This window comes from Microbacterium ureisolvens, assembly GCF_015278315.1.
Taxonomy (GTDB): Bacteria; Actinomycetota; Actinomycetes; order Actinomycetales; family Microbacteriaceae; genus Microbacterium; species Microbacterium ureisolvens.
On sequence record NZ_JADIJE010000001.1, the window covers coordinates 1 to 21004 of the forward strand.

15 protein-coding genes are annotated in these 21004 nt (G+C 73.0%); 4 read left to right on the forward strand and 11 right to left on the reverse strand.

The window, feature by feature from the left end:
- The 10 genes from IM767_RS00005 to IM767_RS00050 all read right to left on the reverse strand — a co-directional run.
- On the reverse strand, positions 1–519 hold a 519-nt coding region (locus IM767_RS00005), incomplete at its 3' end, for a DUF5684 domain-containing protein (RefSeq protein WP_242061344.1).
- A complete protein-coding gene (locus tag IM767_RS00010; RefSeq protein WP_109210495.1) occupies positions 516–3071 on the reverse strand; it encodes a transglutaminase domain-containing protein in 2556 nt (851 codons plus the stop codon). The genes IM767_RS00005 and IM767_RS00010, both read right to left, overlap by 4 nt.
- The gene (locus IM767_RS00015; RefSeq protein ID WP_109210496.1) at positions 3068–4477 is read right to left on the reverse strand and encodes a DUF58 domain-containing protein; all 1410 of its coding nucleotides are present in this window, start codon (positions 4475–4477) and stop codon (positions 3068–3070) included. Before IM767_RS00015 ends, IM767_RS00010 begins: the two co-directional genes overlap by 4 nt.
- The gene (locus IM767_RS00020; protein ID WP_109210497.1) at positions 4474–5439 is read right to left on the reverse strand and encodes an AAA family ATPase; all 966 of its coding nucleotides are present in this window, start codon (positions 5437–5439) and stop codon (positions 4474–4476) included. The genes IM767_RS00015 and IM767_RS00020 overlap by 4 nt, the downstream gene beginning before the upstream one ends.
- 65 nt (positions 5440–5504) lie before the next feature.
- Positions 5505–11675, reverse strand: a complete 6171-nt coding sequence (locus IM767_RS00025) for an Ig-like domain-containing protein (protein WP_109210579.1) — start codon at positions 11673–11675, stop codon at positions 5505–5507.
- 41 nt (positions 11676–11716) lie between these two features.
- A complete protein-coding gene (locus tag IM767_RS00030; RefSeq protein WP_109210580.1) occupies positions 11717–12856 on the reverse strand; it encodes a serine/threonine-protein kinase in 1140 nt (379 codons plus the stop codon).
- A 674-nt stretch (positions 12857–13530) separates the two neighbouring features.
- The gene (locus tag IM767_RS00035; protein ID WP_339327375.1) at positions 13531–14442 is read right to left on the reverse strand and encodes a type IV toxin-antitoxin system AbiEi family antitoxin domain-containing protein; all 912 of its coding nucleotides are present in this window, start codon (positions 14440–14442) and stop codon (positions 13531–13533) included.
- A gap of 438 nt (positions 14443–14880) precedes the next feature.
- Positions 14881–15549 (reverse strand): spermidine/putrescine ABC transporter substrate-binding protein, encoded by a 669-nt coding sequence (locus IM767_RS00040; RefSeq protein ID WP_109210499.1) that lies wholly within the window; start codon positions 15547–15549, stop codon positions 14881–14883.
- Between the two features lie 69 nt (positions 15550–15618).
- Positions 15619–16215, reverse strand: coding sequence for a hypothetical protein (locus IM767_RS00045; RefSeq protein WP_198425571.1), 597 nt, complete (start codon positions 16213–16215; stop codon positions 15619–15621).
- A 92-nt stretch (positions 16216–16307) separates the two neighbouring features.
- Positions 16308–17345 carry an ABC transporter gene (locus tag IM767_RS00050; RefSeq protein ID WP_109210500.1) on the reverse strand — a complete coding sequence of 346 codons (1038 nt, stop codon included), beginning with the start codon at positions 17343–17345 and terminating at the stop codon, positions 16308–16310.
- 168 nt (positions 17346–17513) lie between these two features.
- On the opposite strand from IM767_RS00050, the gene IM767_RS00055 reads away from it, so the two are divergent.
- On the forward strand, positions 17514–18104 hold the full coding sequence (locus IM767_RS00055; RefSeq protein WP_109210501.1) for a hypothetical protein: 591 nt from the start codon (positions 17514–17516) through the stop codon (positions 18102–18104).
- Positions 18105–18176: 72 nt separating this feature from the next.
- Here the strand turns inward: IM767_RS00055 and IM767_RS00060 are convergent, their stop codons facing one another.
- Positions 18177–18791, reverse strand: a complete 615-nt coding sequence (locus tag IM767_RS00060) for a hypothetical protein (RefSeq protein WP_109210502.1) — start codon at positions 18789–18791, stop codon at positions 18177–18179.
- A gap of 246 nt (positions 18792–19037) precedes the next feature.
- Between IM767_RS00060 and IM767_RS00065 the strand changes: the two genes are divergently transcribed.
- The 3 genes from IM767_RS00065 to IM767_RS00075 are packed head-to-tail and all read left to right on the forward strand — an operon-like array spanning position 19038 to position 20925.
- Positions 19038–19853, forward strand: coding sequence for a hypothetical protein (locus IM767_RS00065; protein WP_109210503.1), 816 nt, complete (start codon positions 19038–19040; stop codon positions 19851–19853).
- Positions 19850–20269, forward strand: coding sequence for a phage holin family protein (locus IM767_RS00070; RefSeq protein WP_109210504.1), 420 nt, complete (start codon positions 19850–19852; stop codon positions 20267–20269). Before IM767_RS00065 ends, IM767_RS00070 begins: the two co-directional genes overlap by 4 nt.
- Positions 20269–20925 carry a DUF3618 domain-containing protein gene (locus IM767_RS00075; protein WP_109210505.1) on the forward strand — a complete coding sequence of 219 codons (657 nt, stop codon included), beginning with the start codon at positions 20269–20271 and terminating at the stop codon, positions 20923–20925. Before IM767_RS00070 ends, IM767_RS00075 begins: the two co-directional genes overlap by 1 nt.
- Positions 20926–21004 lie beyond the last annotated feature (79 nt).

A 21004-nucleotide genomic window follows, 5' to 3' on the forward strand; every position in this document is an offset into this window, starting at 1 on the left:
GGGCGGCGGCGCGAAGCCGTGCGCGCCGGTGTGGGGCGCGGCGGGCGGGAAGGCGCCGGCCTCAGCCGAGCGCGAGGCCGGGGTGGGGAAGGGCGGCAGCGGGGGGATGCCGGCGGCGGCTTCTCCGGATGTGCGCCGGGCTCCGGCATCCTGCTCCCGCCCGATCCAGCGCGCGCTCCCCCAGCCCACGACGGACGCCCACACCGGGAACAGCAGGACGCCGAGCACGGTCATGCCCGCGCCCAGGCCGAAGGCGAGGTTCACCCGGTAGAGCGCGAACGCGAACACCACGACGTTCACGATGGGCACCAGGCCCAACAGCACCAGCCACGGGGAGAGCCCGGCGAGCTGCAGCAGCACGATCGCGTTGAGGATCGGCACCCAGGCCTTCCACGGCTCGACGCCCGACTTGCGGAAGACCGCCGACAGCGCGAGCGCGATCCAGACGTAGAGACCGGCGGACAGCAGCAGGCTGATCAGCAGGCCGAAGACAGCCGCGGTGGCATCGGTGGCGTTCATGGCATGGGACGCGCGGGCTCGGCCCGTCGTCTCCCCCTCTCGGCGAGTCGCGTGCGGGCGCCCGGTTCAGGCGCCAGTGGACGGAACAACGATCTCAAAGATACGGTCGCCAGCGCGCCCCGCCAGAACCCGCGTCCGCGCCGGAGGGCGCGGCGCTCGGCGTCGACGGTCGTCCAGTAGCGTTTCGCGTCGTCGGCCGACAGGTCGCCTCTCGAGAACACCGCACGATCGGCGTCCCGCGCGAGCGTCGCCCCCGAGGCGGTGCCGAAGCTCGCCGCGAGCTCGCTCCGGGTGAGCGTGCGAGGCGCGGTGCGGCCGGCGTCGACCGCCGCGTCGACGTACTCGTCCCACCCGCCTGCGATGCGGGTCGCCGGTGTTCCGCTGCGACGACGCGAGCGCCGCCGGGCGGACTTGGCCCCGAGCACGATGAGGAACGGCCCGAGCGCCAGCACCAGCACGAGCAGGGCGATGCCGCCGATCCGCAGCATCGGCCAGAGCCACGCGAGGTCGAGGGCGGAGTCGTCCTCGGTGGCGCGATCCTCGGCCGAGTCCTCCTGGGTGGGATCGGGCGGCACCACCTCTTCGACCGACTCGGGGCGCACCTCGGTGACGTTCTCGGGGTCGCGCTGCTCGGTGACGTCGAGGCTCGGCGACTGGGCGTGCTGCGGCGTCACGTCGACGGCGACCCACTCGCCGCCCGCCGACTGCACCTCGGTCCAGGCCGTCAGGTCCTGCGCGCCGCAGGCGCCGTCGTCGCACACGGAAAGGCCCGGGTCGGCCGAGCTCAGCCGCGCTCCGAGCACCACGCGCGACGGGAAGCCGAGCTCCCGCGCCATGAGCGCCACGGCGACGGCGAACTGCTCATCGTCGCCGATGGCCGCGACGTAGTTGCCGGATGCCGCCGCCCGCGGGTCGGTCTCGCGCTCGAGCAGACGCGAGAACATCGTGTCGATCCGGGCGAGCGAGTGGCCGGACGCGCTCGGCTGGAACGCGTAGTCGGTGAGCGCCGCGACCCACGCCGGCTCGGCGCCGCCGTCGTCGAGGCCGTGACTGAGGTAGCCGCGTTCGCGCAGCAGCGAGACCATGCCCGCAAGCGCGGCCCCGCCGGACCCGGTGGCGTGCTGATCCATCCATCTGCGGAGGCTGTCGGGCGCTGCCACGCCGCCGGGGCTCCCGGGCGGCTCGAGCGCGGCGAGGTCCGCCGATTCGGGCTCGACGCCGCGCACGACATAGCTGTCGCCGGTCTCCAGCCCTCCGCCCGCCGTCTGCACCCCGGCCGCCGCCGCGGCGTTGTAGTAGAAGCGGTCCGCGAGCGAGGCCGACCGGTCGCCGCCGAACTCGACCGTGGCGAGGCGGCCGGCCGTCGGCATCCAGATCCCGTCCCACGCGCCGATCTCGATCCGCGCCTCGACGGGTGCGCCTTCGCCGCCGTCCAGTGCGGCCGGCACGCGCACGAAGCGACCCGCGTCGACCGCGCCCTCGCCGCCGGAGCGGTACACCTCGCCGTCGTAGGAGTCGAGTGTCGCGATGCGCACGCGCTCGGGCAGTGCTGCGGCCGACGCGCCGTCGGAGGCCGGCTCGACGCGGAACAGCACCTCCTCCGCGCGGTCGTCGGCGAAGAGGCCGCGGTACTGGGACAGCGGGCTGACCTCTGCCGAGAGGTCGATGTCGGGCCCGACGGCGGAGCGGAGCACCTGGCGCTCGGCGCCGCGCGCGGCCAGCGGCACGACCGCCACCGCGAGCACCAGAGCGGCTGCCACCATGGCTGTGCCGAGGGCGTTGCGGCCGCGGTCGGCGCGCGAGGGCTTGCGCGAGATGCGAACCCCGCTGGCCGCCGCGGCCCGCTGCAGCGCGCGCATGCGCTGGTCGTGAGTGCGCCATGCCAGCCACATCAGGCACGTCACGAGGCCTGCGACGCCCACCGCCGTCTCGACCGGGGCGTACAGCTCGACCGGTCCGAGCGTGAGGGGCGCACTGACCGTGGTGCGTCCGAAGAACAGCCCGAACGTCACCATGCCGAGGGCCACCGGGACCGCCGCGTAGGCGGAGCGGTCGTCGCGCCACGCCAGCAGCAGCACGACGCAGGTGCCGATGAGGAACACCACGAGTGCCGGCACCAGGAGGTTGCGATACGACCCGACCGGCAGTTCGACGGTGATCAGGTCCTTCCACCCGATCACCAGTCCGCTTGCGAGCTCGCCGAGGCCGCGCAGCAGCTCGTCCACAGGACCGAGCCGGGAGGGGACGGCGAGCGGGATGCCGAGCACGAGCACCGTCGCGGTGAGCACACCCGCGACGATCCAGCCGTTCCAGCGCCGCCACCACGCGACCGCCGCGACGGCGCCGCCGACGAGCGTTCCGACACCGACCAGCAGCGCGAAGCTCCCGGAGCGGTAGATGGGCCACGCTGCGACGGCCGCCACGGCCGCGATCACGAGGGCGAACGCGGCGCCCGCCCAGATGCGGGGCGCGACGCGCGCAGCGCGCACCGGCGCGTCGGCGACGCCGCGGGGCGCGGCATCCGTCCTCTTCTCGGCCACGTCGCCGCTCACGACGTGGCTCCCCTCAGCAGGAGGCCTGAGAGGTCGTCGAGGGTGCCGACCGTCAGCACCATCAGGCCCGACAGCGGCTGCATGCGCGGATGGGCGCGCTCGTCGCAGATGAGGCCCACCACCGTGGTGTCGGCGGGGAAGGCCAGCGCGGCCTGCTGCAGCCTCGTCAGCGGCACACGCGAACCCACCACGACGAACGCGATCGAGAGCCGCTCGCCCGACTCGGCCGCCAGACGGCACACCTCGCCCACCGGCATGGTGCTCTCGAGCAGCTCGACGCCGCTGAAGCCGTCGAGCATCGGGCGCGGCGCCGCGGACGGGATGTGACGGATCGCGCGCAGGCGCCCGCGCACCACCCGTGGGATCTCGGAGCCGGTCACGATCTGCACGTCGCGCGCGTCGTGCACCGCGCGAAGCCCGAGCGACGCGGCGCACGAGACTGCCAGCTCGAACTCGTCGGCGTCGGCGTACTCGGCGTCGGCCACCGCGAGCACGACCGCCATGCGAGAGCGCCGGGACTCCTCGTACTGGCGGACCATGAGCCGGCCGGTCTTGGCCGTCGATCGCCAGTGGATCTGCCGCCGCGAGTCGCCGGGCGCGTACTCGCGGATCGCGTGGAACGACATGTCGGCATCGACCAGGCGCCGGGTGGGGCTGCCCTCGAGGTCGCGGATGAGGCCGGCGCTGGTCGTCGGCAGCGAAGTCGTACGGGGATGCACGAACAGCTCGTGCACGTCGGGGAACGAGTGCTCCCGGCGCAGAAGGCCGATCGGGTCGCTGCGCACCGTCGTGGCGGGGCCCACCGTGACGATGCCGCGCCGCAGGCCCGGGATGTCCAGTGGCTGCTCGACGACGTGCCCCGGGCGCAGCAGCGGCACGCCGAACTCGACGAGGCCCTCGCCCACGGGGATGTCGATGCGTCCCGGCAGGGCCAGCCGGTGCCCGTCGTTGCGCACGACGATGCGGCCGTCCACGCCGTCGCCGGCGACGATCCGCTCGTGCGTGAGCGTGAGGTCGACGTCGTAGGCGCGGGCGCCGAAGAGGAACGGCACGGCCGCGAGGAGGAGGACGAGGGATGCCGCGCCCGCGACCATGAACTCGACCCAGCCGAAGACGATCCCGAGAACGAGCCCCGCGGTCGCGGCGACCGCGACCAGCGTGCCCGCGGGCCGGATCGTGCGCCCGGCCCACTCCGCCGCTGTCGTGATGCCCGTGCCGAGCGCGCGCCACACCCCGGTCCACCAGACGGCGGCGCGCACGAACGCCCGACCGCGGCGCGACGGGCCGACGCTCGTCGCCGTGGCGGTCAGGTGCGTGCGGCCGGCCGTGCCGGTGGACTGGACGGTGCGGGTGAGGCGGGATTCGAAGACGTCCGTCGTCCCGCGCCGGCGCTCGGCTGCGCTCATACGGCCTCGCGCCTGGACGGCGGTGCCACGTCGAGCAGCACCTGACCGACGACGGTCTCCTGCGTGACGCCGTCGAACTCGGCTTCGGGGTGGAGGATCAGCCGGTGCGAGAGCACCGGCACCGCGAGCGCCTTGACGTCGTCGGGCGTCGCGTACGTGCGGCCGTGGGCGGCGGCACGCGTGCGCACCGCCTTGGTGAGAGCGAGGGCCCCGCGGATGCTGACGCCCAGGCGCACCTCGTCGGCCGTGCGCGTGCCGTCCACGAGCCGCGCGATGTAGTCCAGCACCAGCGCGTCGACGTACACCTGGGCGGCGAGGTCCGCCATGCCGACGAGGGCCTGCGGCGTGATGATCGGGGCGAGGTCCGCGGTGGCCACCGCCGCGCCGTCGAGGATCCGCACGGTCGCGGCGTGGTCGGGGTAGCCGAGCGAGGTCCGCATCATGAAGCGGTCGAGCTGCGCCTCGGGCAGTCGATAGGTGCCCGCCTGCTCGACGGGGTTCTGGGTCGCCAGCACGAGGAACGGCACTCCCACCTCGCGCGAGACGCCGTCGATCGTGACGCGGCCCTCCTCCATGACCTCGAGGAGCGCGGACTGCGTCTTCGGGCTCGCGCGGTTGATCTCGTCGGCGAGCACGATGTTCGCGAAGATCGGTCCGGCGTGGAACTCGAAGACGCCCTCCTTCTGGTCGTAGACGCTGAGGCCGGTGATGTCGCTCGGCAGCAGATCGGGCGTGAACTGGATGCGGGTGTTGGTCCCCTGCACGGACTGCCCCATCGCGCGGGCGAGCGAGGTCTTGCCGGTGCCGGGAACGTCCTCCAGGAGCACGTGGCCGTCGCTCAGCATCGCGGTCAGGACGAGCTCGACGACGCGGCGCTTGCCGAGCACCGCGCGCTCGACGTTGTCGGCGATCTGGCCGAACGTCTGCGCGAACCAGTCGGCCTGCTCCTGCGTGATGGTCATGTGTTTCCTTGCGGTCGGGGAGGGAGGGTGGATGCCGTCGCCCTGTGCGGTGCGGCGGCCCCGGTTCATGGGTTCGGCGCGGGGGCTCGGCCGCTCTGCCAGGTCGTGGCGTCCCAGTAGGCCTGGCTGCCGTCGCCGAGGGAGACGTACTGTCCCTCGGTCCACGCCGCCGTCTGGCCGAGTGCACCCAGCGAGCGCAGCTCGTTGAGGCTGCCGGGCAGTCGCGCGAAGTCGGGGGTGAACGAGCCCGGAGATCCGGCGACGACGCCGGACGGGAGCGGATCGTTGGACGTGCAGCCGGTGTAGGCGGGGATCGTGGCCTGAGCCGGCGACAGCCCCCAGCCCTGCGCGCTCCAGTCGACGGTCACCCTGACGCCCTCGACACGCACCGTGCCGGCCGGAACCAGGGTGCGATCGGCGACGTCGGTGATGTCCCGGCCGTTCCGGCTGAAGTACCTCGTCGCCGACGTGTCGAAGGTGATCTTCGCCGCCGTCCCGTTCGGGGCGTTGGACGACGACCCCTTCAGGGTGAGCCTGCCGCCGCCCACGCACGACGTGATCGCCCAGTTCGCCTGCACCTGGTAGGGCGCGCTGCCCGCACGCGGGGTGACCGTCGACCATCCCGTGCTCTCGAACCACCAGTCGTGCACGTAGCGCACCTGGATGCCGGGGTCCTGCCCGATCACCGAGGTGCCCGGGCCCCACCCGCGCCACTCGACGTGGTTGTTGCGCGGGATGCGCTCGGTCGTGGTCGGCTCTGCGCGGATGACCCACTCCGCGCGCTGGGCGTTCGCATCCACGTTCGGCGCGGCATCCACCACGAACGTCCAGTTCTGCGGATTCTTGCCGGACTGGCGGGCGCGCACGCTCTGGGTCGTCTCGACACGGCCGTAGGAGCGGTCGCTCTCTCCCCAGAAGGACTCGGCGCACATGCGGTAGGTGTACTCGTTGCCGTCGTCGACGGTGAAGGTCGCCGAGGAGCCGGCGTCGGCCACGCAGCGCTGTCCGTCGGGGACGATGCCGTAGCGGAGGGTCGAGCCGGTCCCGTTGGGCACTGCCGACGCCGTCGCCGTGATGGTCGAGGTGCCGTCGCCGTTCGACGAGGAGCTCAGGGTGAGGTTCGGCGACTGCGGGCTGCCGACGCCGTTGGTCTGGACAGTGATGCTGCGTCCGGAGGGGCTGCCCGCAAGCCCCGGCGGAAGCTCGAAGCGAGAGAACGGCGTCACCGTCACGACCGTCGCGTCGTTGCTGCCGACGCGGTACCACGGCACGTCGACGGTCGGGCGGTTGCCGTCCACCGCCACGCGCACCGTCTCGCCCGTGTCGCTGGTGATCTCGAGGCTTCCCGTCGATCCGGTGTCGATGCCGTCGATCACGAGTGCCGCGACGCCACCCTGACCGTCCCCGGTCACGACGGGCTCCGCCGTGACGCTCTGGGGAGCCGGCGGCGCGTCGTAGGCCCACGCCACGGTGCGCACGCTCGACTTCGACTCCCCGACCGCGTTGACCGCCCACGCCTCATACGTGCGCTGCTCGCCGTTGGGCGCCGCGATCGCCGGGCAGACGCCGTCGGCGGAGCAGCGCGCGACTTCCTGCCCGTTCCAGCGGATGACGAAGCCGCCGAGCGCCGGGTAGGCCAGCCGCGCCTCGCCCGGGTCGACGCGCAGCGTCGCGCTGCCGTTCGCGTACGCGGTCTGCGACACGCTGGCGGGCGTCTTCGGGTAGCCCAGCAGATCGAGCAGCACGCGGCCGTCGCGCTCGGAGTTGGTGATGCGGCCCTGGGCGTCACGCACCGAGAACGTGGCGGTGCACGTCGCGCCCGGGGCATCCGTCGTCCACGTCGCCCGGACGGTCGTCGCCGAGGCGACCTCGAAGCCGACACCCGCGCACGCGCCGGTCGGCCGGACCTCGACCACCTCGAGCGGCGTGCGCGGCAGCGGGTTGACCTCGCCGCCGGCGCCGATCACCGGAATCGTGCACGACGAGCCCGCCGCCTGCGAGCACTGCTGCACGACCGACCCGCCCTGCGGCAGTGTCGACGGCGCTGCGCCCACTCGGAGGATGAGACGGGCGGGCGTCACCGCGGGGTGGCTGGTGACCGACACGAGCACGGCCTCCTCCGACCCGGGGACGGCACGGTCGGCACCGGTGACCGTGAGGGTCGTGCCCTCCTGGGTCACCTCGAATGCGCCGCCCGCGTGCTCGGTGGCGTACACGATGCCGTCCCAGTCCTCGCGGAGCTGCCACGTCGTCATGTTCTTGAGGTCGTAGGTGGTCGTCTCACCGGGGCCGACCGTGATGGAGCCCGGCCGCAGCTCGGGTTGCGGGTCGCGCGGATGCACGACGATCGGCACCGAGAGGTAGGTCCACTCGTCCGTGCCCGTCAGGCGCACCGGCACCTGGCACGCATCCACCCACGGGGCGCCCGCTCCGGAGTCATAGCGCACCACGCTGCCCGACTGGATCGCACAGGCGGCCTCGCCACGTGCGCCGGACGCCCGCACCTCGGCGCCGACGTCGAGGGTCGACCCTCGTGGACGCGCGACGAGCGACGCCATGTCGAACGTCGTGGACTCGAGTTCGGTGACCTCCGGCGATGCCGCGCCCGCGCGGAGCGTCAGCGCGAGGTCGTCGTCTCCCGGTACGCGGAGGAAGCCGTACGAGACGACCTCTCCGGATGTGCTCTCGCCGGTCACGGCGAACGGGATGAGCCGCGTCGTCGTGGGGAGCGTGCCACTCAGGCGCGTGCCGTCCACCGTCACGCCGGACTGGTCGCCCCACAGCGACAGCTCGAGGTCGTCGACGTCGCCGCCCGACCACGTCACCTTGCCGGCCAGCACGTCCACGCCGCGCAGGAAGTCGTCGCGGGTCTCGACCGTGAGGATCGTGTCGGCGACCACCGGGTAGTCGGGAACGCTCTCGCGCACCACGCGGACCACGATGAGGCCTCGGCCCGTGTTGCCCGACGAGGACTCGACGTCGTAGAGGAACGACATGGTCCCCGGCGCGACGCCCGCCGCGATCCGCACCGTCGCGTCGTCGACGTCGACGATGTGCCCGTCGAGGCGCGTGTACTCGGGGTTCTCACTGCCGTCGACGAGGGTCGCCGGCACGTCGGGACGGATGTCGGTGACCGTGAGCTCGCCCATCGTGGGGTCGACGTCGTTCGAGAGCGGGCTCACCCGGATCGTGTTGCCTTCGCCCGCCTGCACCTGCACGTAGTCGGTGAAGGTGACCGGGCTCGGGTTCGCCTCGCTGTCGAGCACCCCGACGCGCACGGTGCCCTCGGCGGTCTCGCCGAACGCGTCGACGATGCGGTACCGGAACGACTCCTGCCCGCTGTCGCCGGGCACGCTCGTGTACATGATCGCGGCGCCGTCGGCGGTGATCGTCGCCGCACCGCGCTCGGGCTGGTCGATGATGCGGTCCAGGGTGACCACGTCGCCGTCGGGGTCGGAGCCGAACCCGTCGAACTCGATGAGCGTGGACTGGCCACTCAGCACCCGGCCCTCGAGCGTGTCGGCCGCCGGCGCCCGGTTCGCCTCATCGTCGATGACGCGCACGCGCACCGCCGCCGTGTCGGCGAGCGCGGGTGCGCCGGTGGTGAAGACCGAGTACTCGATGCCGTAGTCGCCGGGCTCCTCGGGCGCGAGGTACCGCAGCAGGTCGCCCGACGCGAACGCCAGCGCGGCATCGGACGACGACCGCACCGACTCGGGGTTGAGCGTGGGCCGGCCGCCCGACGGCGAGATGTCGTTGTCGAGCACCGGGATGTCGATCTGGGCGCCCGCGCGCACCACGACGGTGTCGTCGACGGCGATCGGCGCGAGCTCGGGCGCCGGCGGCAGCAGGTACACCGTCGCCTCGCCCTCTACGGCGGCTCCGGCGTCCTCCGTGCCGTCGCTCACGACGTACGAGACCATGCCCAGCCGGCCGGCAGCGCCGTCGGCGGTCGTTCCCGACACGCGCAGGTGGTTCTGACCGACGGCGTCGACCGACAGCGTGGCACCGGCATCCGCCCTCGCGACGACGTCGCTCAGCAGCAGCACCCGGCGGGTCGGGTTCGACACCGCGTCGAAGATCTCGAGCGTCGCGTCCTGCTGGGGATGCACGAAGGCCACGACCGGCGACGTCGCGAGCTGCGCAGGCGCGTCGGCGGGGAGCAGGGTGATGCGCGCGGTGCCGGTGGCGTCGCTGGTGCCGTCGGTGACCGTGAAGTCCACGCGGTAGGTTCCGGGGTTCTGCGCCGAGAAGTCGAACGACGTCGAGCCGCCCACTACGGTGGCCGTCGCCGCGGCGTCGTCGAGCACCCGCACCGAGTCGAGCGACAGCGTGCCGGCGGTGCCGGTCACGTGGTCGGCGACGTCGACGGTGATGCCCGAGGCGACGGTGTCGGTGACCGCGAACGACTGCGCGGCCAGCTGCGGCTGCGGCGACACCTTGACCACGAGCGACTTGACCGACGTCTGTCCCTGCGTGTCGGCGACGGTCACGGCGAGCTCGATGAGCTCCTCCCCGCCATCGCCGGTGTCGCTGTGCTGGTAGACGACGTCGCCGCCGGGCGTGGCGGCGACGCTGCCCTGACCGGTGACGTTCTCGACCGCGAGCAGGAGCAGCGGGTCGCCCTCGGGATCGACCCAGCCCGGCAGCACGGGCACCGTGACGGTGCCGCCGCGCGCGACCTCCGGCTGCGGCCATTCGACGAGGCAGCGCTCCACGCCGCACCACTCCGGGGCGGAGTCCGCACCCGCGGCCGCGACCGTCAGGGTGACCGTCGTCGGCTCCGACAGCAGGCCGTCGGCGCTCGTGCCGTCGCTCACCGCGTACGAGAACGTCGCCGAGCCTGTCGCCCCCGGCTGCACCCGCACCGCGAGCCGCTGATCGTCGTCGGTCACCGAGACCACGCCGAACGCCGGGTCGAGGCCGGTGACCGAATCCGGGTCGATGGTGAGCACGTCCTCGTTGGGATCATGGTCGTTCAGCAGCACCGGCAGCGTCGCGAGGGCGCCGGCGCGCACGCCGAACCCGTCGGGCTCCGCGATCGGCGGCTTCGGGTCGAGCACGACCTGCAGCTGCTCCTCGCTGGGCACGGCATCGGGATCGGTGCGGTCGTCGAGGCTCCAGTCCTGGCTGGACGTGATGAGCGCTCCGTCGGGCACCGACCACGCCCACCCCGTGCGCGTCTCGTTGAGGATCACCGACGAGGCGCTCGCGACGAACACCGGGCGGCGATCGTCGGCCATGGTGCCCTCGCCGTAGTCGAGCGCGATGCGCTCCCCGCTCGAGCGCCACAGCAGGCCGCCCTCGTCACCCTGCCCGAGCCACGCCGCGTAGGTCGTGCCGTCGTGCGCGACGGGCTGGGCGGGCGTGCCGAGCACGGCACCGTTCCCCTCCCCCACCACGGTCTCCATCCCCGAGCCGTCGGCGGCGACCCGCACGAGACCGGTGTCGTCGGCGAGGTACACCGCCGACCCGGCAGGATCGGGCGCGCCCACCACCACGGTGCTCGTGGTCGGCGCCTGGGCCGCGGCATCCTGTCCGCGCAGCCACACGTCGCCGTCGTCCGTGTCGACGACAGCCCACGTGTCGCCTGCGGCGGTGATCGCCGGCGCATCGAGTCCGTCGGCGTCGAGGGCGTCACGACCGCGCACGTCGGCCTCGCCGATGTCGTAGCGAAGCACCGAGCCGTCCGCGCGGGAGTAGGCGAACAGCCTGCCGCGCCGGTCCACGGCGATCGCTTCGGCGGTGTACTGCGGCGCGTCCTCGTCATCCGCCGACCGGAACGGGTCGAGCTGCGACGCCGAGCCGGTCGACAGGCGCCCGGCGAACACCGCGCCCGAATCGGTCAGGTAGGCGACGTAGTCGCCGGCGGTCACCGCCTCTGTCGTGCCGGCCGGAGTCTTCTGGGAGGACTGCAGCGCCTCCTCGTCGAGGTCGGCGGGCATCGCGGAGTCGATGCGGGTGAGCGTGCTGTAGCTGTCGCTGAACAGGTAGGCGGCGTCGCCGGTCTGCACCACCTGGTCGGGGTTGCTGATGCTGCGCACGGTGTCGAGCTCGCCCACGGACGTGTTGACGCGGGCGTAGCGGCGTCCTTCGCCGGTCTGCAGCGCCCACACCGCGGCGTCGACATCGGGCGTCTCCTGGGCGTCGAGCCCCGGCCACACGATGCTGATCCCGATCACCGTGGCGACGACGGCACCCGCGGCGACGAGCCCCGCGATGGTGCCGCGTCGCATCGGCGTGGCGGCTCGCCGCGCCGGCGCGCTGCCGCGGGCCATCACAGCGCCCCGACCGCGAACAGCGTCGCCACGACGGCTGCGGCGCCCGCGACCACTCCGGCGCCGATGCCGATCACCCACGGCAGCGCGCTGCCGGCCCGGCGACGGGACGGCGACGAGATCTCGGTGTCCTCGTCGCGCGCCAGTGATGCCACGCCCGTGCCGGCGCGGGACTTGCGGGTGAGGTCGCGCTCGATGTGCGAACGCGCGGGGCCGCGAAGGGCGGAGTCCGAGAAATCGACCGGACCGGATGCCGGCGACCACTCGTCGTCGGGGATCTCCAGCGGCGTCGGCGAGAGGCCGAGCTCGGACTGCACCGCGCGCAGGGCCTCGCCCAGCGCCCGGGCGGACTCGTACCGGCGGCCGGGGTCGCGGCTCATCGCGGTCGCGAGGACGCTCTGCAGCGACGCGGGCACGTCGGCGCGCGGGATCTCGACGTACGTGGCCCGGGCGATGCGCCGGCGCAGCAGGTCCTTGGTGTTCTGCCCGCGCTCGCGCCGCTCGAACGGGCTGTGGCCGGCCAGGAGCGAGTAGACCGTCGCCCCGAGGCTCCACACCTCGCTCGTGACGGTGCCGCTGGTCTGCTCGGCGACGACCTCGGGCGCGCTCCACGGGATCGACATCGCGAGCACCTCGCCGCCGCTCTTGCGCTGCAGCGACGCCGAGATGCCGAAGTCGGCGAGCACCGGCGTGCCGAAGGTGGTGACCAGGATGTTGCTGGGCTTCACGTCGCGGTGGATGAGGCCTGCGCGGTGCGCCGATTCCAGCGCGCTCGCCATGCGCACGCCGATCGCAAGGACTTCCTCGACCGGGATGCGCTCGACGCGGTACCGCTGCGCGAGCGAGCCGGGGCAGTACTCCATGACGATGTACGGGCGGCCGTCCGCCGAGATGCTCGCCTGGTAGACCGTCACGATCGAGGGGTGCGCCGAGAGGTGCGCCAGCACGTCCGCCTCGGCGTTGAACATGCGCCGCAGCTCGGGGTCGCGCACGTCGCTGGGCATGACCTTGACCGCCACGTTGCGGCGCGGCATGTCCTGCTCGTAGAGGAACACGTCGGCGAAGCCGCCGGAGCCGAGCGGGCGGATGTAGGCGAGGCCGGGGAGGATCGGCGGCGCCGACGGAAGCCGTGTGGCCACCACACCTCCCCAGGGTCCGCTACCGAGTTACGACGTGCGCCGTCGAGACGGCCAACAAACCTGGCCATGCTAGCAAAATCCCCTTTATGCGCCGTGCCCCCGGCTGTGGAAACCGGCGTTCTGTCGGCCCCTCTCGTGCGCCCGAAAACCTGGTCCGTCACCGGACACGCGGGGCCGCGGCATCCGTCACCGGCGTGTCCTCGTGACCTGCCAGGTTTTCGGCACCGCGGAGGAGGGTGACGGATGCCGCCACCCGGCGCACCGGGAGCAGCCGAAGCCCGAGCATCACCACGCGAGGCCCGCGGGTCTACTCGCCTCACGGGCTCACGAAAGTGCCCGAAAACCTGGTCCGTCACCGGACACGCGGGGCCGCGGCATCCGTCACCGGCGCGTCCTCGTGACCGGCCAGGTTTTCGGCACCGCAGAGACTGGTGACGGATGCCGCCACCCGGCCCGGCACGGCCAACCGAAGTCCGACCATCACCACGTGCGGGCCCGCGGGGGTTCCTGCCTCAAGGGCCCACCCCTGTGCCCGAAACCTGGTCCGTCACCGGACACGCGGGGCCGCGGCATCCGTCACCGGCGTGTCCTCGTGACCGGCCAGGTTTTCGGCACCGCAGAGACTGGTGACAGATGCCGCCGCCCGCGCCCCGGGAGCAGCCCATTGCCGAGCATCACCACGTGAGGCCGGCGGGACTCCGGTGGAGGTTCCGGGCGAGAGCGGCGAGCACCGCTTCCTCGACGAGCGGCCAGTCGTGGACGATCATGGCGTAGTCGAAGCGAAGCGTCATGAAGCCGAGGGCCATGGCCTGCGCGTCACGCACGCGGTCGCGGTGGCGGGACGGTCCTTCGTGCGTGCCGCCATCGGCCTCGATGATCAGGCAGTCGCCGATGACGAAGTCGACGACGCCGACGCCGGGGATCGCGACCTGTGCGGCGAGCGAGATGCCGTGCCGATGCAGGCGTAGGCGCAGGAGGGACTCCAGGCCACTGTCCGCGTCGTCGCGCGCGAAAGCCACGAGCCACCGATAGCGGCGGGGCACGCTCCGGCTCAGCTGCTCGCGATCCGCCGGGGACAGCAGTCGCTGGCGAAGCGCGGACTCCAGTGCTGCGAAGAACACTTCCTCGCCACGACATCCGAGGATCTGGACGAGGCAGTGAACGATGCCCACTCGCGTCAGGCTGGGCGGGCCGACGGGAAGGTCGCGGTGGAACACGCAGCAGGTGGTTGCATCCGGATGCGGATCGACCGCGACCCGCGTCGGCCTGTTCGCCGGATGCACCCATGTGTGAGCCTGGCGCCGGTCATCGCTCTCAGCGTCGGCATCCGCGCCGATACCGAGATCGAGGATCCAGAGGCCGAACTCGCGTCCAGCTGTGATGCAAGCCGCCGCACCGCAGTGGCTCAGCGCCTCCAGCACTCCGGGCGGCGTCCCCGGCAACGCGTAGATGCCACGGCGTGGACGAAGGACTCGGTTTTCGCGCACGGATGACCGGAGGTCTGCGCGCGAAGCGCCGTCGCTTTTCAGTTCGCTCGTCCGAGCGACGCCCCCACGTCGGCGCACTAGCTCCACGATGCGGTCCACGGACATGGTCCCGAGTTTCCAGCGCCCGTCCGCGCGCCGGCCCTGCAGGGGCGGAAATGTGGACAAGCCGCGCCGCGCGGCGGCTGTGGAGGACCCGACGGCCGCGCTGGGCTCGGTGCCGAAGACCTGGTCTGTCGCCCGACACGCCGGGCCGGGGCATCCGCCACCGGCGTGTCCACATGACCGGCCAGGTTTTCGGCACGGGAGAGAGCAGGTATCAGGGGAAATGTCGCCCGGATCGAGAAGCGCCGACCACCGAGATGTCGTGCCCGAAAACCTGGTCCGTCACCGGACACGCCGGGTCGCGGCATCCGCCATCGGCGTGTCCACGTGGCCGGCCAGGTTTTCGGCACCGAGATGGCAGGTGGGTGGCCGGCGCCGCACGGAGGAGTCAACAGCGGGCCGGGCGGGGTCAGGTCAGGGGCGGGCCGCCCTGGGTCAGTCCAGGCGGGGCGCCTCGCCGGGGTCGTGAGGGTCGAAGGGGGCGTCGAGGGACTTCGTGAGATCGGCGAGCATGGCTTCGATCTGCGGCTCGACGAACTCGGTCACGGCCGCCTGGATGCGGAGGCGATGGTGCAGCAGGATCGTGCACACCTCCCGGCCCACCATGTTCGCGTAGTCGTCGGCGAGGCCGACCTCCTGCCGCAGCGCCGCCTTCGCCTCGTCGGTCAGGGGCGGCAGGGCCGGCACGTCGGCGTCGGCCTGCTCGGCGAGGCCTGCGATGGTGAAGAGGAAGGGCTGGCCAGGGAGCGGATCCGGGTCCATCGGCAGTCCCTCGAACTCCGGGTCGAGTCCCTCGCCCGGCCGATAGCTGCGGGCGCGGTTGCGCGCGGCCTGCTGGTCGAGCTCGGCCTGCAGCATCGGCAGGTTCAGCGCCGTGTACTCGGCCACCGAACGGTCGACGATCGTCTTGATCCGGGTCGAGAGCCCGTGCTGCACGCCGTGCGGCACGTCTGCTCCGAGGCCCGCCGCCGACAGCACCGGCGACCCGAAGCACCGCCGGCAGGGGGCGGTGCGGCCACGGTGCGTGGCGGGCTCCCAGCGCGGCAGCCACGCGAGCCAGGCGTCCACCGCCTGGCTGACCTGGGTCTCGAGCGACCGCTCCACCCGCCCCACGCTAGTACGCGGCATCCCGTCGCGCCCGGATTCCCGCGGTTTCCGGCGCGGGAGCCGGCGTCATTCGTCGAACTCGTCCTCCCACGGCCAGCGCGGCCGATGGGCGCGCGTGCGCACCAGCGCGATGCCCGCCCACGCGCAGACGAACGCCGCCGCGGCGACGGCGAAGCCGAACCACGAGGTCGCGAGCCGCCCCGCGACCGACGTCGCGACGCCGAGGCTCGCGCCGGTGAACACGGCGCCGAACCACACCCCGCCGATGTAGGCGAGGAAGCTCGCGGCCGTCGTCCACGCGGCACCCCAGTACGACGGATGCCGCGCCCCGGCGTCGAAGGAGGCTCCGGCGCCCGCCCGCGCAGCGCCGGCCGCCGTGGCCTCGGCCGTGGCGCCGCCGCGGGTCGCGGCATCCGCTCCCCCCGGCTTCCGGCCGATCGCCGCCCACAGCCCGCCCGCGAACGCCAGCAGCGCGCACACGACGCCCACGATGCCCGGGATCTGCCCAAGGCCGGGGGTCGCGATGACGTCTTCGCCGGTGACGAGGCTCGTCATGCCGAGCCCGAAGATGGTGAGCGCGGCGAACCCTGTCGTCGCGAAGGTGAGCGCGATGACGGGTCGCACCGGACCTTGCGGCACTCCAGCCCCACCCTCACCGGCCATGCCGCCAGCCTACGTCCGCGCCGCGACGACCGTGCCGTGCCGCTCTTCCGCGGCACGGGCTCGACCCCGCGGCGCCGGCCTGTGCGTCGGCCTCAGGCGCGGACGAGCTGGGGACCCGCCTCGAGCGTGCGCTCGTACTCGCGCTGCGCCTCGACGTTCAGCTCGGTGACGCGCTTCGCCCGCGCCGCCGCCCACGCGCCGAACCAGATCGTGAGCTCGCGGCCGATGACGAACGCGGCGATGGCCAGCGGCGTGAGCAGCTCCGCTTCGGCGAGGTCGCCGCCCTCGCTGGCGGTGAGCTCCCAGAACGGCGCCTGGAAGAGCGCACCGAGGATGTGACCGCCGTATGCGGCGATGCCCACCAGGATGCCGAGGATCACCCACGCGCCCCAGCGTCCGCGGTTGATGATGGCGCCGAGCAGCCAGAACGCGACGAAGAACACCACGACGGGCACCCAGAGCGACCACGTCCCGAGGGCGGTCAGCGCGGCGGTGCCGATGTTCTCGCCGGTCACCTCGCCCTCGATCGCGTCGACGCCGAGCCACACCGCGAGGTAGAGCACAGCGAACGCGAGGGCGGCGAGGAGGCCGATGGCTCCCGCGGCGGCGCGGTTGCCGCGGGGGCGCGGCGCCTCGGGCGCCTGCACGAAGATCGGCTGCGGGGCGGCGGCGGCCGCGACCGCCGGCTCGACGGGCTCGCTCGGCGTCACGACGGGCGGGACGACCACCGTCGGGGAGTCGTCGGCGACGGTCGTCGGTGCGGCCGTGGTGGACGCGGCGGGCGTCGAGTAGTCGAGGGATGCCGCCTCCGGCGAATCCCACGGGTCGGGCTCGTCGGCAGGAGTGGCCGCGGGAGTGTCGGCGGGAGTGTCGGTGGCGGCGACGTCTGCGTCGGTCGCGGCGGCGTGGGCGGACCGCGGCTCCTCGACGGTGGCGTCGGCCTCGGAACGGGTCACCCTGTCGTCCGGCACGTCGGAGCCGGTGTCGTCGGGGGTCTCGGAGGTGGGAGTCGCGGGGTCGCGGCGGGCGGCCTCCGCATCGGCGAGGCCTTCGTTCGCACGACCGACGACGTCGTCGACGCCGGCGGGCTCTTCGACGGGTTCGCCGTAGGACGACTTGGGGTCACTCATCGCAGGCACTCCTCACGCAGGGCCAGTCCCCGCAGAGGCAGAGTAGCCCTCAGCCTCCTGCATCCGACGGAGGCGTGCCGGGCGCGGCGCAGTCGCCGTCCGCTCCACGATTCCACAGCGCGCGGGGCGGACGGCACGCGCGGCGGGCTGGGCGCTACCGTGGGCACCATGGCACCACGAGCGACGCGGCTCGCCGCGGCGGCGGCATCCGTCCTCATCGCGATCGCCGCCCTGACGGCGTGCGCTCCCGACGACGCGACCCCCGATTCCGGGTTCACCTTCACGCCCACCCCTTCGAGCGCGGCGTCGGGCACCCCGACGCCGACCGCGTCGCCGACGGCGAGGGCCGAGATCCCCGACGACTGCCGGGCGATCCTCACCGCCGATGTGCTCGCGCAGCTGGAGGGCGTGCCGCTCAACGACCCGGCTCTCGGCGCCTCGGGGCCGCAGCCGGACGGCAGCCTGGTGTGCATCTGGCGGGATCCGGCCGCCGACACGACCGGGCTCGTCACCACGATCGCCTACGCCTCGAGAGGACCCGCGCTCGACATGCTCAACAAGCTCGTCGCCGACGAGGGCTACACCTGCTACACGCCCGACGGCGGCACGCGGTGCGAGAAGAGCTGGCCGAACGAGACGTACCCCGTGACCGACGGGCGCACGCTGTTCTGGCGCGACGACATCCTCATCGACACGCGGTACTCGAACCTGGCCCCGAGCGGCTACACCGCCGCGCTGGTCGCCGGCATCTTCGGCTGACCGCCGCAGGCCAGCGGAGCGCCGCAGGCCGGCTGAAGGCGCCGAAGGCGGCCGACCGCCTCACCGGACACCTCAGCCCCACACCTCGTGTTCGAGCCGCGCGCCGTAGTCCTCCGGGTGCCAGCGGGTCTCGACGCTCGAGAGCCACAGCCCGTCGCGTACGGTGTGCTCCTCGCGGACGCCGTCGCGGGTGCGCGAGCACACCGTCGCGGTCGGGGACTCCTCGCAGGAGAAGCCCTCGCCGCCGAGCGCTGCCGCGGCCACAGAAGCGGCCGCGGCGTCGACCTTGGAGAGCGTCGTGACGATGCCGCCCGCGTCGAACCGCCACGCGCACGTCACCACCACCTCCGGTGTGGCCGCATCGGCGAACGCCGTCGCCGCCGTCGGGGGCGGCGCCATCGTCTGGTTCAGCAGCGACCCGGGCCGCCACAGCAGCTCGTTCCAGAGGTCGTCCCCATAGATCGTGCGGCAGTCGACCGCGCCGCCGTCCGCCGCGATCCGCGCCGGGGTCTCGGCGGGGGTGGCCTCCGGCTGCGGTGCGGTGGCCTTGCGGAGCGTGTCGCCCACCCAAGCGATCGTCACGGGCACCATGGGCAGCGAGAGCCACACGAGCGACCCCACGACCGCGGCGCAGAGCAGTGCGGCGGGCACGGCGATCCATCGGTTGCGACCGCCGATGCGTGCCATGGGCCCCCACCTCCGCCTCCACGGTAAGCCGGGAGCACGACGGCAGGAACGCGGCGCGCAGGGTCCGAGCCCACACGGGCACACCCTTGTCTCGCGCGCGCGACGGGCGTGCAGGATACTCCGCAGTCGCTCCGACTGCGACCCCCTCTCGAAAACAGGTCTCGTGACAGACGGTATTTCCCACGGCGGTCCCCCTAGGGCAGGCACATGGCCGGCCCGACGCCGCACGTGAGATGGAGGAGGAGCATGTCGACTTACGACACCGATCCGTATGCGACCCAGAGCACGGGTTCGGGCCAGAGCACGGGCTCCGGCGACATGAAGGAGCGCGCGGCCGATTCGGTCGCCGAGGTGAACGCGGGCGCGAAGCACGTCGCAGGCGTCGCCGGCGAAGAGGTCAAGGACGTCGCGCACGACGCGAAGGACGCCGCGAAGGGGTTCCTTCACGAGACGCGGACGCAGCTGACGGACCAGGCGTCGACCCAGCAGCGGCGTGCCGCTGATGCCCTGCGGAGCACCAGCGACGAACTCTCGGGGCTCGCCGACGGCACCGCCACCGGTTCGGGGGGAGCCGCGACCAGCGCCGTGCGCGCGGTGGGCGAGCAGACGCGCCGCGTCGCGGACTGGCTCGAGCAGCGCGAACCCGAGGACGTCATCTACGAGGTGCGCAACTTCGCGCGCCGTCACACGGGAGCCTTCCTGACCATCGCGGTCGGGGTGGGCATCCTCGCGGGGCGCGTGACGCGGGCACTCGTGTCGGATGCGCGCGACAACAAGACATCCGGATCGACCGGCCGCACCCCGATGCTGACCCAGGGCTCCGGCGCGGGCTACACCGGCACGACCGACGGCTACACCGGCACGACGGGCGCCTACGCCGGCGGCGCGGCCGCGGGTGCGGGCGTCGGCACCGACGTCTACGAGGGCGAGACGCCCATCGGCGACGCGCTCGCCGGTGACCCGCTGACCGCGGGCGCGCAGCCCGGGACCGGCGACGCCTGGACGCCCCCGGCCGGCACCACCGCTGACGAGTGGACGACGGGCGGAGAGGAACGACGATGACCGACATGCCCACCCCGTCTCAGCAGAAGGCGGCCGAGACCTCCCTGGGCGAACTCGTCGGCGAAGTCTCGCGCGACCTGTCGGAGCTGATGCGCAAAGAGCTCGAGCTGGCCAAGGCGGAGCTGAGCGAGTCCGCCAAGCGCGCCGGCAAGGGCGCGGGTCTCTTGGGTGGAGCGGGATACGCCGGCTCGATGGCCGTGCTGTTCCTCAGCATCGCCCTGTGGTGGGGCCTCGGCGACCTGCTCGACAGCCTCGGCTGGTCGGCCGTCATCGTGGCCGTCATCTGGGCCATCATCGCCGGCATCCTGTTCGCCATCGGGCGGAGCCGGCTCAAGTCCGTGCAAGGAGCGCCTCAGACGGTCGAGACCGTCAAGGAGATCCCCGAAGCGCTCAAGAGGAATCAGGAGAACCGATAATGAGCAACCCCGATCAGATCCGCGCTGACATCGAGGCGACGCGCGACGAGCTCGGGCGGGACGTGGACGCCCTCGCCGACAAGGTCTCGCCCCCGAAGATCATGGAGCGCCAGAAGACCCGCGTGCGTCAGGTGCTCGGCGACGTGAAGGGCCGCGTGATGGGCGCCGCCGACGATGTCGGCGACTCGGCGTCATCGGCCGGTCATGCCGGCGGCGACAAGCTCGGCGCGGCAGGCGACGCCGTGAAGGACCTGCCGAACAAGGCCCGGCAGCAGACCCAGGGCACCCCGCTCGTGGTCGGCCTCCTCGCTGCGGGCGTCGGGTTCCTCGTGGCGAGTCTCATCCCCACGACCGACGCCGAGAAGCGGTGGAGCACCCAGCTGCGCGATCAGGCGCAGCCGCTCGTCGACAAGGCCGTGGACAAGGCGAAGGATGCCGCGCAGGAGGTGGCCGGCAACCTCAAGGAGCCCGCCAAGGAGGCCGTCGACCAGGTCAAGGAGTCGGCCGTCTCGTCGGCTGAGACGGTCAAGGACGAGGCGCAGGCCACGGCCGGCCGGGTGAAGGGCAACGTCAAGGAGAACGTCTCGGGCGGCACCGACACGACGGACACGACCGGCCTCGGCACCACACCCACCACCTCGCCGACGCAGTACTGAGCGACGCGGCATCCGTGCCGCCGCAACGGCGAAGGGCCCCGGCACAGCCGGGGCCCTTCGTTCGTGTGCTCAGGGTCTG

Coding starts and splice junctions, on each gene's coding strand:
- IM767_RS00015 (WP_109210496.1), bottom strand. CDS start 4,477: ATGAGCGCAGCCGAGCGCCGGCGCGGGACGACGGACGTCTTCGAATCC.
- IM767_RS00020 (WP_109210497.1), bottom strand. CDS start 5,439: ATGACCATCACGCAGGAGCAGGCCGACTGGTTCGCGCAGACGTTCGGC.
- IM767_RS00025 (WP_109210579.1), bottom strand. CDS start 11,675: ATGCGACGCGGCACCATCGCGGGGCTCGTCGCCGCGGGTGCCGTCGTC.
- IM767_RS00045 (WP_198425571.1), bottom strand. CDS start 16,215: ATGGCCGGTGAGGGTGGGGCTGGAGTGCCGCAAGGTCCGGTGCGACCC.
- IM767_RS00050 (WP_109210500.1), bottom strand. CDS start 17,345: ATGAGTGACCCCAAGTCGTCCTACGGCGAACCCGTCGAAGAGCCCGCC.
- IM767_RS00055 (WP_109210501.1), top strand. CDS start 17,514: ATGGCACCACGAGCGACGCGGCTCGCCGCGGCGGCGGCATCCGTCCTC.
- IM767_RS00060 (WP_109210502.1), bottom strand. CDS start 18,791: ATGGCACGCATCGGCGGTCGCAACCGATGGATCGCCGTGCCCGCCGCA.
- IM767_RS00065 (WP_109210503.1), top strand. CDS start 19,038: ATGTCGACTTACGACACCGATCCGTATGCGACCCAGAGCACGGGTTCG.
- IM767_RS00070 (WP_109210504.1), top strand. CDS start 19,850: ATGACCGACATGCCCACCCCGTCTCAGCAGAAGGCGGCCGAGACCTCC.
- IM767_RS00075 (WP_109210505.1), top strand. CDS start 20,269: ATGAGCAACCCCGATCAGATCCGCGCTGACATCGAGGCGACGCGCGAC.